The 12099-nt window shown below is 66.1% G+C and carries 13 protein-coding genes; 4 read left to right on the top strand and 9 right to left on the bottom strand.

What is annotated here, in order from left to right:
- Nucleotides 1–244, bottom strand: a 244-nt coding sequence (locus IE113_RS10955; protein ID WP_444544211.1) for a flagellin N-terminal helical domain-containing protein, incomplete at its 3' end; no start/stop codon positions are given.
- 195 nt (nucleotides 245–439) lie between these two features.
- Here IE113_RS10955 and IE113_RS10950 point away from each other — a divergent pair.
- The 3 genes from IE113_RS10950 to IE113_RS10940 are packed head-to-tail and all read left to right on the top strand — an operon-like array spanning nucleotide 440 to nucleotide 5474.
- Nucleotides 440–2140 carry an amidohydrolase gene (locus tag IE113_RS10950; RefSeq protein WP_189541340.1) on the top strand — a complete coding sequence of 567 codons (1701 nt, stop codon included), beginning with the start codon at nucleotides 440–442 and terminating at the stop codon, nucleotides 2138–2140.
- A gap of 50 nt (nucleotides 2141–2190) precedes the next feature.
- A complete protein-coding gene (locus IE113_RS10945; protein WP_189541338.1) occupies nucleotides 2191–4935 on the top strand; it encodes an ATP-dependent DNA helicase in 2745 nt (914 codons plus the stop codon).
- Nucleotides 4932–5474, top strand: coding sequence for a SixA phosphatase family protein (locus tag IE113_RS10940; protein ID WP_189541336.1), 543 nt, complete (start codon nucleotides 4932–4934; stop codon nucleotides 5472–5474). Before IE113_RS10945 ends, IE113_RS10940 begins: the two co-directional genes overlap by 4 nt.
- A gap of 10 nt (nucleotides 5475–5484) precedes the next feature.
- Here the strand turns inward: IE113_RS10940 and IE113_RS10935 are convergent, their stop codons facing one another.
- The 6 genes from IE113_RS10935 to rpmF all read right to left on the bottom strand — a co-directional run bounded on the left by IE113_RS10935 (nucleotide 5485) and on the right by rpmF (nucleotide 10071).
- Nucleotides 5485–6918: an NAD-dependent succinate-semialdehyde dehydrogenase gene (locus IE113_RS10935; protein ID WP_189541334.1), complete on the bottom strand. Its 1434-nt coding sequence runs from the start codon at nucleotides 6916–6918 to the stop codon at nucleotides 5485–5487.
- Nucleotides 6919–6982: 64 nt separating this feature from the next.
- Nucleotides 6983–7426 carry a MerR family transcriptional regulator gene (locus IE113_RS10930; protein WP_189541331.1) on the bottom strand — a complete coding sequence of 148 codons (444 nt, stop codon included), beginning with the start codon at nucleotides 7424–7426 and terminating at the stop codon, nucleotides 6983–6985.
- Between the two features lie 9 nt (nucleotides 7427–7435).
- Entirely contained in the window at nucleotides 7436–7732 is a 297-nt protein-coding gene (locus IE113_RS10925; RefSeq protein ID WP_189541329.1) for an integration host factor subunit alpha, read from the bottom strand.
- Nucleotides 7733–7843: 111 nt separating this feature from the next.
- The gene (locus IE113_RS10920) at nucleotides 7844–8812 is read right to left on the bottom strand and encodes a beta-ketoacyl-ACP synthase III (protein ID WP_189541327.1); all 969 of its coding nucleotides are present in this window, start codon (nucleotides 8810–8812) and stop codon (nucleotides 7844–7846) included.
- Nucleotides 8809–9864 (bottom strand): phosphate acyltransferase PlsX, encoded by a 1056-nt coding sequence (gene plsX, locus IE113_RS10915; RefSeq protein ID WP_189541325.1) that lies wholly within the window; start codon nucleotides 9862–9864, stop codon nucleotides 8809–8811. The genes IE113_RS10920 and plsX overlap by 4 nt, the downstream gene beginning before the upstream one ends.
- 27 nt (nucleotides 9865–9891) lie before the next feature.
- A complete protein-coding gene (gene rpmF / locus IE113_RS10910; RefSeq protein ID WP_189541323.1) occupies nucleotides 9892–10071 on the bottom strand; it encodes a 50S ribosomal protein L32 in 180 nt (59 codons plus the stop codon).
- Between the two features lie 157 nt (nucleotides 10072–10228).
- On the opposite strand from rpmF, the gene IE113_RS10905 reads away from it, so the two are divergent.
- A complete protein-coding gene (locus tag IE113_RS10905; RefSeq protein ID WP_189541321.1) occupies nucleotides 10229–10621 on the top strand; it encodes an MAPEG family protein in 393 nt (130 codons plus the stop codon).
- 43 nt (nucleotides 10622–10664) lie between these two features.
- Here IE113_RS10905 and IE113_RS10900 read toward each other — a convergent pair whose 3' ends face one another.
- Nucleotides 10665–11345, bottom strand: coding sequence for an MBL fold metallo-hydrolase (locus tag IE113_RS10900; protein ID WP_308430061.1), 681 nt, complete (start codon nucleotides 11343–11345; stop codon nucleotides 10665–10667).
- A gap of 63 nt (nucleotides 11346–11408) precedes the next feature.
- The gene (locus IE113_RS10895; protein ID WP_189541319.1) at nucleotides 11409–12059 is read right to left on the bottom strand and encodes a S24 family peptidase; all 651 of its coding nucleotides are present in this window, start codon (nucleotides 12057–12059) and stop codon (nucleotides 11409–11411) included.
- Between the last annotated feature and the right edge of the window lie 40 nt (nucleotides 12060–12099).

The raw sequence follows: 12099 nt of genomic DNA, 5'->3' as shown, positions 1-12099 counted from the left end.
ACAGCGCGCCTTCGGCGGTCTGCGCCAGGCTGATGCCATCGTTGGCGTTGCGGATGCCCTGGCTCATGCCGCGCACCTGCGAGGTCATCGTGGTGGCAATGGCCAGGCCCGCCGCGTCGTCCTTCGCGCCGTTGATGCGCTTGCCCGACGACAGCCGTTCCATCGCCGTGCCCAGCATCTTGCTGGCGGCGGTCGACGAATTGGCAGCGCGGATCGCGCCCATGTTGGTGTTGATTACGGTCATGTGGTTACCCCTTCTTGCTGTCGGCTCCGGGGTTGATTGCTGAAAACCGGTGCCGCTGTCGGAACTAAGAGCGGCAGGGGAGCGCCAAATTTAACCCTTAGTGCCATTACCTTGTTGGTCGCCCCACGATTGCGCTAGGCAAATCCAGCGCTTCCCCCCTATCCTCCAGGACCAGAAAACAAGTGGGACGGGACCATGAAGGGCAAGATTTTTACCGCCGCCGCAGCACTGCTGCTGGGCGGAACCAGCGCTGCAGTCGCAAAGGCCCCGCCCGCTTCCCTGTGGTTCAACGGCACCATCATCACGATGGATGGCCCCGCCCCGCGCACCGTTGACGCCGTGGTCTCGCGCGACGGCCGGATCGTGTTCGCGGGGCCAGAGCGAAAAGCCCGCTCCATCGCCGGCAAGGATGCCGTCCGCCACGATCTGCGCCGCGCCACGATGCTGCCCGGCTTCATCGATGCGCACTCGCACTTTGCCATCGCGCTGCAATCGGCCGGAGGGATCGATCTGTCCGACCCGACCCTGCCCCCGGTGACCGATACCGCCAGCCTGATCGCAACCGTCCGCGCCGAAGCGGACCGCCGCCAGATTCCGGCCGGAGAATGGGTGGTGGTCTGGCAATACAACGAGGAAGCACTGGCCGAACGCCGCCACGTGACCCGTGCCGAACTGGATAGTGCCTTTCCGGATCGCAAGGTCATCCTTCTCCACGTTTCGCTGCACGGTCTGGTCGCGAACAGTGCCGCTCTGGCCGCCGTCGGAGTGGATGAGAGCACGCCGGTTCCCGCTGGCGGGATCATGCCCAAGGGACCGGATGGCAAGCTGAGCGGACTGGTGTTCGAATCCGCACTGTTCCTCATCATGCCCAAGCTGCCGCAGCCCACCGAAGCCCAGAAACTCGCCGCTCTCGACGCCGCCCAGACCCGTTATGCCCGCGAAGGCTTTACCCACGCGCAGGAAGGCGGCACGCAGCTAACCGATCTCAAGTTCCTGATGAGCGCCCCGGCGCGCGACCGCTTGCGGATCGACCTTGCGGCACTGCCGTTTCATTCCACGCTGGACTGGGTCCTGGCCCAGCCGGACCTGAAATTCGGCCAGTATCAGGGGCGGTTCAAGCTGCAGGGCGTCAAGTTCGTGCTCGATGGCTCCCCCCAGGCCCGCACCGCCTACTTCACCCGCGATTACGCGCGCGGATCACCGGGCGAAGGCAAGCACCCCTGGCACGGCGAACCAGTGATGTCGGAGGCCAGCTTTCAAGAAATGGCTGGCAAGGTCCACGCGCGCGGCTGGCAGATCTTCGCGCATGCCAACGGCGATGCGGCGATCGACATGGCGCTGCGCGGGTTCGACGCGCTGGGGATCAAGGCTGCCGACAATCGCCGCCCGGTGGTGATCCATTCGCAGTTCCAGCGCCGCGATCACTTGCCCGACTATGCCCGGATCGGGGTTGGTCCAGCCTATTTCAGCAACCACACGCACTATTTCGCGGACACCCACCGCACCAACTTCCCGGCTGAAGTGGTGGATTTCATCAGCCCGCTCAAAGCTGCTGCACAAGCTGGCCTGCACCCGTCAAACCACAGCGACTTTCCCGTCACCCGGCTCGATCCGTTCACCCAGTTGTGGAGTTCGATGGCCCGCACCTCGACCACGGGCGTGATCAGTGGCGCGGACCAGCGGCTCAGCGCCTATGCGGGTCTGCAAGCGCTGACCACTGGCCCGGCCTGGCAAGTGTTCGAGGAAAACCGCAAAGGCCGGATCAAGCGTGGTCTGCTGGCGGATTTCGTGGTGCTGGACCGCAATCCGCTGACCGTTCCGGTGGAGGAAGTCCGCGCGATCCGGGTGCTGGAGACCGTCAAGGAAGGCCAAACGATCTGGAAACGGGGGGAATAAGCCGCCTGCACGGCTTGCCCTGCGTTCCAGTTCCGTTCTAATGCCGCGCCATGGACGAAGTCCCGCCCAGCCCTGGTTCCGCAGCGATTCCGGCCCTGCCCCTACCCGCGCTCCACGCCAGCCACGGCGGCTGCTGGCTGCGCGATGGGGCGGGCCACACACGCGGCGCGGGCAAGGGCGATGCGATTGTCGCGGCCGCGGACACGCCGCTGCTGATACTCAGCGCTCCGTTGATCGCCACCCGCCTGGGCTATCCCGACTTGTCCGGGCTCGACCTGCTGGAACTGTTCGCTTTCGTTCACCCGGCGCGGTTCGTGGTCCCGACCGCCAAGGGTCTGGCCCACGCGCTCGAACTGCCCGAACCGGACGGCGATGATGCGATCCCGCTGCTGCTTCAGCAAGCGGCAGAGGCCCTGCTGGGCACATGCGAAGCGCCGGACTGGCAGGAACGCGAAGGCGCATGGAGCGCGCTCCAATCGCTGGCCCGCCTGCGCTGGGCCTGGGCACCGCTGCTCACCGCGCGGATTGCCGCGCCGCAGCGGGCGGAGCGCTGGCTGTTTTCGCGTCTGCCCGAATGGGAGGATGCGCCCGAACGGCCCCAGCCGGGGCAAGTCACGCTCGACCCCGACGCCGTGACCACCCGACTCGCACAATTGACCGGTAGCGGCGCCGAAGCCCGCCCCACCCAGCAGGCCTATGCCGCCGAAGCCGCGCACGTGTTTGGCCCGCGTCGCCGCGAAGGCCTGCCGCATCTGCTGCTGGCGCAAGCGGGAACCGGCATCGGCAAGACACTCGGCTATCTCGCCCCAGCCTCGCTCTGGGCCCAGCAATCGGGCGGGACGGTCTGGGTTTCAACCTATACCAAGGCCCTGCAACGCCAGCTGCGCCGCGAAAGCCGCCGCGCCTGGCCCACCACTCGCGCCGATGGATCGCAGCCGGTGGTGGTGCGCAAGGGCCGTGAAAACTACCTTTGCCTGCTCAATCTGGAAGATGCGCTGCAAGGCGGGTTCAGTGGACGCGCCGCGATCATGGCGCAGCTGGTCGCGCGCTGGGCCGCCTATAGCCAGGACGGCGACATGATCGGCGGCGACCTGCCCGGATGGCTAGGCACGCTGTTTCGCCAGCGCGGCATCGCCGCCTTGACCGACCGGCGGGGCGAATGCGTCTATGCCGGCTGCCCGCATTACCGCAAATGCTTCATTGAACGCGCCGCGCGGGCCAGTCCCCAGGCCGATCTGGTGATTGCCAACCACGCGCTCGTCATGGTCAACGCCGCGCGCAGCCGCGAGGCCGCCCAGCGACCGACCCGGATCGTGTTTGACGAAGGCCACCATGTGTTCGAGGCGGCCGATTCCACCTTTGCCGCGGCACTGACCGGCACTGAAACGATCGAACTGCGCCGCTGGGTGATCGGCCCGGAACGCGGATCGAAAGGACGCCGCCGGGGCCTCGCCGCGCGGCTGGCGGATCTCGCCAGTTATGACGAGGCTGGGGCGAAGGCGATCTCAGCCGCGCGCCATGCGGCAGAGGCGCTGCCCGGCGATGGCTGGTTACAGCGACTGGCCGAGGGCACGCCATTTGGTCCGGTGGAGGAACTGCTCGCAGCGGTCCGTTCGACGGTTTACGCCCGTGATGAAAGCGGCGGGCAGGAAGCCGGCTATGGGCTGGAAACCGAAGCGGCGCAGCTCGATGGCCCGTTCATCGAACGCGCCGGGGCCGCGCAGGCCGCCTTGGCCGCGCTGCGCCAACCGCTGATCCGCCTGGGGGTTCGGCTGGAAGCCTTGCTGGCCGAACCGCCAGACTGGCTCGACGGACCAGGCCGCGCCCGGATCGAGGGCGCGCGCCATTCGCTGACCTGGCGGATCGACCTGCTGGCCGCGTGGGAGGCGCTGCTTGAACGGCTGGGTGGTCCGGCGGACCCGGAATATGTCGATTGGCTGGCGGTCGAACGCGGCGATGCGCGTGAATTCGACATCGGTATTCATCGCCGCTGGCTTGATCCGATGAAGCCGTTTGCCCGCGTCGTGCTGGAACCGGCCCACGGGGTGATGATCACCTCGGCCACCTTGCGCGACGGGAATGACTGGGACGCGGCGATTGCGAAGTCCGGGGCCAATGCCCTGTCGCTGGCACCGCGCCTGTCCAGCTTCGAGAGCCCGTTCGACTATGCCGGACAAGCCGAAGTCCTGATCGTCACCGATGTGCCAAAAGGTGACGTGGCGGCACTCGCAGGAGCCTATGGGCGCCTGATCGAGGCTTCGGGCGGCGGCGCGCTGGGGCTGTTCACCGCGATCCGCCGGCTGCGCGCAGTACATGGCCGGATTGCCGACCGGCTCGCCCGCGCCGGCCTGCCGCTCTATGCCCAGCATGTCGATCCGATCGACACTGGCACACTGGTCGACATCTTCCGGGACGATCCGCGCGCCTCGCTGCTCGGCACCGATGCCTTGCGTGACGGGGTGGACGTGCCGGGCCATTCGCTGCGGCTCGTGGTGATGGAACAGGTGCCCTGGCCCAAGCCGTCAATCCTGCACCGCGCCCGGCGGCTGGCTGGGGGCGGATCGGCCTATGACGACCGCATCATCCGCGCCCGGCTCGCGCAAGCCTTTGGCCGCCTGATTCGCAGCCGCGAGGATTCGGGCCATTTCGTGGTGCTGTCCTCCGCCTTTCCCAGCCGCCTGCTGTCCGCGTTCCCCGCCGGAACGCCCGTCACACGCCTGACGCTGGACGAGGCTTTACAACGGGTCGCCACTGGTGCTTTTGGCAAGCCCGTCCAGACAGAGAGCAATTCGTGAAAATCCTCGGCCTGTTCCGCCATGCCAAGTCAGACTGGCACGATCCCCGCGCCCGCGATTTCGACCGTCCGCTGAACGAGCGCGGCCGCACGGGAGCTGCCATGATGGGACGGCACATCCGCGACCACGGCGTGGCATGGAACCGGGTCATCGCCTCGCCCGCGATTCGCTGCGCCGAAACGATCGAGATCGCCTGTCAGGCCGCCCAGCGCCCGATTGCAATCAACTGGGATCGCCGCATCTACCTGGCCAGCAGCGCCACCCTGGCCGATCTGCTGCGCGAACAGGAGGGCGATCCGCAGGCAATCCTGATGGTCGGGCACAATCCGGGGCTTGAAGACCTGATTTTCGATCTGGTCCCCGATGACGGCTCCAGCCCGCTGCGCGACGTGGTCGAGGCGAAGTTCCCCACGGCCGCCTTCGCCGTGCTGGAACTCGCCATCGACCGTTTGAGCGATCTGGCTGACCGCTGCGGGCGGCTGGTGCACCTCACCCGCCCGCGCGATCTGGACCCGGAACTGGGACCGCAGCGCAGCTGATCCAGCCGTCTCAGGCGGTGTGGATCGCCTTGGTGACGAGATAACTTTCCAGCCCCTCGATCCCCCCTTCGCTGCCAAAGCCCGAATCCTTTACGCCGCCAAACGGTGCATCGGCCATGCTGATCGCAAAGGTGTTGATCCCCACCATCCCGCTTTCGATCGCATCGCCCAGCAGGTTCGCCTGCCGCATGTTCTCGGTGAAGGCGAAGGCGGCAAGGCCGTAGGGTAGGCGGTTGGCCTTGCCGATCGCATCGTCCAGCGTGTTGAACGGCGCAGCCACGGCCACTGGCCCGAACGGTTCGCTACCCATGATGTCGGCATCGTCCGGCACATCGGCCAGCAAGGTCGGCTGAAAGAAGAACCCTTCGTTCCCGCGCTTGCCCCCGGCCAGCACCCGCGCGCCCTTGGCGGCGGCATCCTCCACCAGCGCGGCAATCGCCTGCGGGCGGCGGACATTGGCAAGCGGCCCCATCTTCGTGTCGGCATCCAGCCCGTGCCCGGTCTTAACATGCGCGGTTCGCGCGGCAAATCCGGCCAGGAAGCGGTCATAGATTCCTTCCTGCACATAGAACCGCGTCGGGCTGACACAGACCTGGCCCGCGTTGCGGAACTTCTGCGGCACGACCATGTCCAGCGTCTTTTCCAGATCGCAGTCGTCGAATACCAGCACCGGGGCATGGCCGCCCAGTTCCATCGTCGTCCGCTTCAGCCCATCGGCAGCCAGTTTCAGCAGATGCCGCCCGACCGGAACCGACCCGGTAAAGCTGATCTTGCGGATCACGGGTGAGGCCAGCAGGTGGCGGCTGACGGCATCGGGCACGCCATGGACCAGTTGCACCACCCCGTCCGGCAGCCCCGCGTCAACGAGCGCGCGAATCAGCATGCCGGTGCAGCCGGGGGTTTCCTCCGGCGGCTTGGCGATAACCGAACAACCCACGGCCAGCGCCGGAGCGAGCTTTTTTGCCATTAGGTAGACTGGGAAATTCCACGGGCTGAACGCGGCCACCGGGCCTACCGGCTGCTTGATGACCAGCGAGCGCTGCCCGGTGGGACGGACCAGCACGCGGCCATAGATCCGGGTGGTCTCCTCGGCACACCAGTCAAAGAAGCTGGCGCTGCTGACCACTTCGGCGCGCGCCTCGACCAGCGGCTTGCCCTGCTCCAGCGTCAGGATGCGGGCAATGGCATCGGAGCGCTCACGCAGCAGCGCAGCGGCCTTTTTCAGCACTGCCGCACGGGCTTCGGGCGCGGTATTGCGCCAGGTCACGAAGGCCTTGTCGGCCACAGCCAGCGCTTCGTCGAGGTCGGCGGGGGTAGCCAGCGGCACTTCGGCAATCGTCTCGCCACGCGCGGGGTCCACCACCGGGAACAGGTCGCGGCCTTCGCCGACCTTCCAGCTGCCGCCAATGAACAGCGACAGATCGGCATCGTAAGTCTGGGTCATGGGAAAATCCTCACTCCTGCTGCGGAGCGGGATAGAATGTTACGCTGCCCTTGGCGAGAGTTGCTCAACCTTCATGCAAGGCATTGACCAGGGTTGTCCGCAGGGCAATCAAACGCGCCCGGAACGCAAAGGAGGGCGCGGCAGGTGCGGGCGCCTCCGCGATGGCCGCTGCCACCGGTGCGGCTGCAACGGGCATGGGCGCGAGGGCGGCGCCCTCCGCCTCTCGCAGCGCCTTGAGCGCGCCTTTCAGGGTATAGCCCTGTTGGTGCACCAGCCGGTCGATCGCCTCGACCAGTTGGACATCTTCCGGACGGTAATAACGGCGCCCACCGCTGCGCTTCAGCGGCTTGAGCATCGGGAACTGGTCTTCCCAGTAGCGCAGCACGTGCTGGCGAATGCCGAGGGCCTTGGCCACTTCCCCGATCGTGCGAAGTGCCCCCGCGTCTTTGCCATCGGCAAAGGCGGCGTCGCGCGCAGGTTGGTCCAAAGAACCCTCAACTTCGGTCATGCTGGCGCGTTACCCCTTGGCAATCCGCTCTTTCAGCATCTGGCTGGCCCGGAAGGTCAGCACGCGGCGCGGGGTAATCGGCACTTCCACGCCAGTCTTGGGATTGCGGCCAATCCGTTCGCCCTTGTCACGCAGGAGGAACGTGCCAAACCCCGAGATCTTTACGTTCTCTCCGCCTTCCAGCGCATCGGACATGTGATTCAGGATGGATTCGACCATTCCCAGCGAATCCGACCGCGAAAGCCCGACCTTGCGGTTGATAGCCTCCGCCAGGTCCGCACGGGTCAGTGTATTCATCGAGCGCATTATGCGCACTCCCCCAGTTTTCAGTGACGCGACCACTGAGTCGAGACGATAATCATCTGCAACCAGAATGCAACGGAACTGCCGCGAAAACCGGCAGTTAGGGGCCAAAATTCAAACCCGCAACAAAGTTGCGCCCCAGGTAAAGCCGCCGCCCATCGCTTCCAGAATGACCAGGTCGCCCGGCTTGATCCGGCCATCGCGCACTGCCGTGTCCAGTGCGAGCGGCACCGAGGCGGCCGAGGTGTTGGCGTGCCGGTCAACGGTGACCACCACCTTTTCCGGCGCCAGGCCAAGCTTCTTGGCGGTGGCATCCAGAATGCGCTGGTTGGCCTGGTGGGGAACGACCCAATCGATATCGGCCGCGCTCAATCCGACTTCGGCCAGCGCCTCGCCCAGCACTTCGGCCAGGTTCACCACGGCGTGGCGGAATACTTCCCGACCTTTCATACGGATATGCCCGGCGGTGCCAGTGGTCGAGGGGCCACCGTCGACATAGAGCATCTGGTTGTGCGCCCCGTCGGCATGGAGCTTGGTTGCCAGCAGGCCGGGACCATCGACTGCCACGTCGCGCGCTTCCAGCACGACCGCGCCGGCGCCGTCGCCGAACAACACGCAGGTGGTGCGGTCTTCCCAATCCAGAATGCGGCTCATCGTTTCCGCGCCGATCACCAGCGCACGGCTGGCCATGCCGGCGCGCAGCATGGAATCGGCAACCCCGACGGCATAGAGAAAGCCGGAGCACACCGCCGCCACATCGAACGCGATGCACCCGTTGGCGCCGATCTCGTTCTGCACGATCGTCGCGCTGGCAGGGAACGTCTGGTCCGGCGTGCAAGTCGCCAGAATGATCAGGTCAATCGATTCGCCCGCAACGCCAGCAGCCTCCAGCGCGGAGCGCGCCGCTGCGGTGGCGAGTGTGGACGTCGTTTCGCCCTCGCCCGCGATATGACGGTTGCGAATGCCGGTGCGCTCGACGATCCATTCGTCGCTCGTGTCGACCATCTGCGCCATTTCCGCATTGGATACGGCACGCTTCGGCAGGGCGGAGCCCGTGCCGATCAGAACGGAACGACGGATCATTCTGCTGCCTTCGCGCTTTTGCGGAAATTGTCTGCACCAAGCCGGGCAAGGTCCGCCTTGATGCGTTCGGTCAGGTTTTCTTCCAGCAGCCGCGCCGTCAGCGCCACCGCATTGGCCACGCCGAGCGCGCTGGCCGAGCCGTGGCTTTTCACCACCACGCCGTTCAGCCCCAGGAACACGGCCCCATTGTGGTTGTTCGGATCCAGATGGTGCTTCAGCAATTCCGTCGCCGGGCGCGAAATCAGGAAGCCGAACTTCGAGCGCAGCGAACTGGCAAAGCTGCGACGCAGCAGGTCGGCCACGAACCGGGCCGTGCCTTCGACCGCTTTGAGCGCAATGTTGCCCGAAAACCCGTCGGTCACGACGACATCGACGTCACCGCGCCCCAGCTTGTCTGCCTCGGTGAAACCGTCGAACGCCATGGACAGCTTGTCGGCGGCTTCGCGCAGCATGGCCGCGGCGGCCTGGATATCCTCGGTGCCCTTGGTTTCCTCGCTGCCGATGTTCAGCAATCGCACGCGCGGACGCTCACGTCCGGTGGCGATGCGCGAGTAGGCCGCGCCCATCACCGCGAACTGCACCAGATTGCGCTCGTCGCACTCGGTGTTTGCGCCAAGGTCCAGCATGACTAGGTCGCTATCGCCCAGCGTCGGCAGCAGAGCGGAGAGCGCCGGGCGGTCGATGCCTGGCATCGTGCGCAGCGCCAGCTTGGCCATGGCCATCAGCGCGCCGGTGTTCCCGGCGCTGACCGCAGCACCGGCATCGCCCTGCTTCACGGCGTTGATCGCCAGCCCCATCGACGTGGTCTTGGCCCGGCGCAAAGCCTGGGTCGGCTTTTCATCGCCGGTCACCACATCGGGCGCATGCAGGATTTCGGAGGCAGCCCGCAGGTTGGGATGCACCTCAAGCGCGGCGCGAATCCGGTCTTCGTCCCCGACCAGCAGGAACTTGAAACGGTCATGGCGGCGCCGGGCAAGCGCCGCCCCTTCGATCATGACGCGCACGCCCTCATCGCCGCCCATCGCATCAATGGCGATACGCGGCAGGCTCATGCGCTTCGATCCCCCGTCGGCTTGGGCTTAGAGCCCGACCGCAACGATCTCGCGACCGTTGTAGTGACCGCAGGCCTGGCACAGGTTGTGCGGGCGCTTCAGTTCACCACAGTTCGGGCATTCGTGGAATGCGGCCGGCGTCAGCGAGTCGTGGCTGCGGCGCATGCCCCGGCGCGAGGGGGTCGTTTTTCTTTTGGGGACAGCCATGTCGGCACCTGTTCCTGAAAATTCCTGGCGTCTATGAAGTCCGCACAGAGCCCAAGGGGGTCGGCGGAAGCGAAGGCGCGCCTATAACGAATTTGGCGCGGGTTGCAAGCACCGAGCGGCACCTTGAGGCAACTGAACGAAACCGGGGGAACCAACGATGCTGCTGACCACTACCCTTTCGCTTGCCGCCGCCGCGGCGATCATCAATTTCTGGCTCGCGCTGCGCTGCGGCCAGGTTCGCGCCAAGGCCAAGATCTCGATCGGCACCGGCGGCAACGAATTACTGGAGCGGCGGATGCGCGCGCAGCTCAACTTTGTGGAAAACACGCCCTGGGTGCTGATCCTGATCGCCGGGATCGAACTGGCCGCGCGTGGCGGAGCCTGGCTGGCCCCGGTCGGCGCGGTATTCATGCTGGGCCGCGTGGCGCACGGGCTGGGCATGGACGGCGGCCGCTTTGGCGTGGGCCGCTCGATCGGCACGGCCACGACCATGCTGACCCAGCTGGGCCTGGCGATTGCCGCCGTGCTGATCGTGCTGGGTTACCTCTAAGCACAGCGCTGACCGCCCTGCCCGCGCGATGCGGGCGGGGCGGTCAGGCCAGCATGTAATCGCTGACGAACGAATTCGTCTGCCGCTCGCGCCCGAACGTGCTGGTCGGACCATGGCCGGGCAGGAACGTCACGTCATTGCCCAGCGGCCACAGCTTCTGCGTGATCGAATCGATCAGCTGCTGGTGATTGCCCATCGGGAAGTCCGTCCGCCCGATCGACCCGGCAAACAGGACGTCACCCACCACGGCAAAGTGCGATTCCGGGTGGTGGAACACCACGTGACCCGGCGTATGGCCGGGACAGTGGATCACGTTGAGCACCAGATCCCCCACCGTTACCGTATCGCCATCCTTCAGCCAGCGATCCGGCACGAAGTTCTCCGCCGGCATGCGGTATTGCCGCCCCGATTCCTCCAGCCGGTCGAGCCAGAAGATGTCATCCTGATGCGGTCCTTCGATCGGCACACCGAGTTCGCGGGCGTAGACAGCAGTCGCGCCGCAATGGTCCATGTGGCCGTGGGTCACGAGCAGCTTCTCGATCGTCACGCCCACCTTGGCGACGGCGCCGCGCACCTTGTCGAGATCGCCGCCGACATCGATCAGCGCGCCCTTCATGGTCCGGGTGCACCAGATCAGCGAGCAGTTCTGCTCCAGCGGGGTGACAGGAATGATGCCCACGCGCATCGGCGGTTCGCCGGGGGCCGGCTGGTTGGTTTCGCTCATGCCCCGGGAATGGCGCGCGGGCGCGGACAAATCAATCCCGGATGGTGCCCCATCGATAGCGCGTCACAGGCGCCCGCTTTTCCAGACGACTCGCCCGATCACTTCCACTTCATCGGGGCGTAGCTCGATCCGGCCATAGGCGGGATTGTCACTGACCAGCGCGATGACGCCCGGTCGCCCCAGATCGAGCCGCTTGACGAGCAGGGCATCGCCGGTGCGCACCACGTGAATCCCGTCGCGCAGCGGCCGGGGTGTGCGATCAACCAGAATCTCGTCCCCGTCGCGGAGCGTCGCCTCCATCGAATCGCCCTCCACCCGGATGGCCGAGAGCATCGACGGAGCGAGTCCCTGCTCACGCAGCCAACGCGCGGAAAAGCGGAACGCACCGATCGGCTGCTCCTCCAGCGCCAGCGCGCCCGGCCCGGCAGAAGCGCCAAGCGGCAGCCGTGGAACATCGCACCACTCGCTCAGCGCCGGTTTTCCCACCGAGGCGGAGGATTTTTCCTCTGGCCCACCCAGCTCCGATTCGGCCACGCCAAAGAACCGCGCCAGCGTGCGCCGGTCGTTCTCCTCCAGCTTGCGCGGGCTGCCTTTGCGAATGAACTGCTGCAAATACGTGGAGTTACGCCCGATCAACTCGGACAGGCCAGACAAGCTGGCACCGCGTTCGCTGGCCAGTTCCAGCAGTCGCACCCTAGGATCGGTGGTAACCATGAAAATCCTATAGGCGATGTATTTTTCCTAGACAAGTAGG

The organism is Novosphingobium arvoryzae, from assembly GCF_014652615.1.
Taxonomy (GTDB): Bacteria; Pseudomonadota; Alphaproteobacteria; order Sphingomonadales; family Sphingomonadaceae; genus Novosphingobium; species Novosphingobium arvoryzae.
Note: the sequence above shows the minus strand (reverse complement) of the source record. Positions and strands in the feature narration are given on the sequence as shown.

Bases quoted from the DNA above. Each gene is read 5' to 3' on its own strand.
- IE113_RS10950 (WP_189541340.1), top strand. From the start codon at position 440: ATGAAGGGCAAGATTTTTACCGCCGCCGCAGCACTGCTGCTGGGCGGA.
- IE113_RS10945 (WP_189541338.1), top strand. From the start codon at position 2,191: ATGGACGAAGTCCCGCCCAGCCCTGGTTCCGCAGCGATTCCGGCCCTG.
- IE113_RS10935 (WP_189541334.1), bottom strand. From the start codon at position 6,918: ATGACCCAGACTTACGATGCCGATCTGTCGCTGTTCATTGGCGGCAGC.
- IE113_RS10930 (WP_189541331.1), bottom strand. From the start codon at position 7,426: ATGACCGAAGTTGAGGGTTCTTTGGACCAACCTGCGCGCGACGCCGCC.
- IE113_RS10925 (WP_189541329.1), bottom strand. From the start codon at position 7,732: ATGCGCTCGATGAATACACTGACCCGTGCGGACCTGGCGGAGGCTATC.
- IE113_RS10920 (WP_189541327.1), bottom strand. From the start codon at position 8,812: ATGATCCGTCGTTCCGTTCTGATCGGCACGGGCTCCGCCCTGCCGAAG.
- plsX (WP_189541325.1), bottom strand. From the start codon at position 9,864: ATGAGCCTGCCGCGTATCGCCATTGATGCGATGGGCGGCGATGAGGGC.
- rpmF (WP_189541323.1), bottom strand. From the start codon at position 10,071: ATGGCTGTCCCCAAAAGAAAAACGACCCCCTCGCGCCGGGGCATGCGC.
- IE113_RS10905 (WP_189541321.1), top strand. From the start codon at position 10,229: ATGCTGCTGACCACTACCCTTTCGCTTGCCGCCGCCGCGGCGATCATC.
- IE113_RS10900 (WP_308430061.1), bottom strand. From the start codon at position 11,345: ATGAGCGAAACCAACCAGCCGGCCCCCGGCGAACCGCCGATGCGCGTG.
- IE113_RS10895 (WP_189541319.1), bottom strand. From the start codon at position 12,059: ATGGTTACCACCGATCCTAGGGTGCGACTGCTGGAACTGGCCAGCGAA.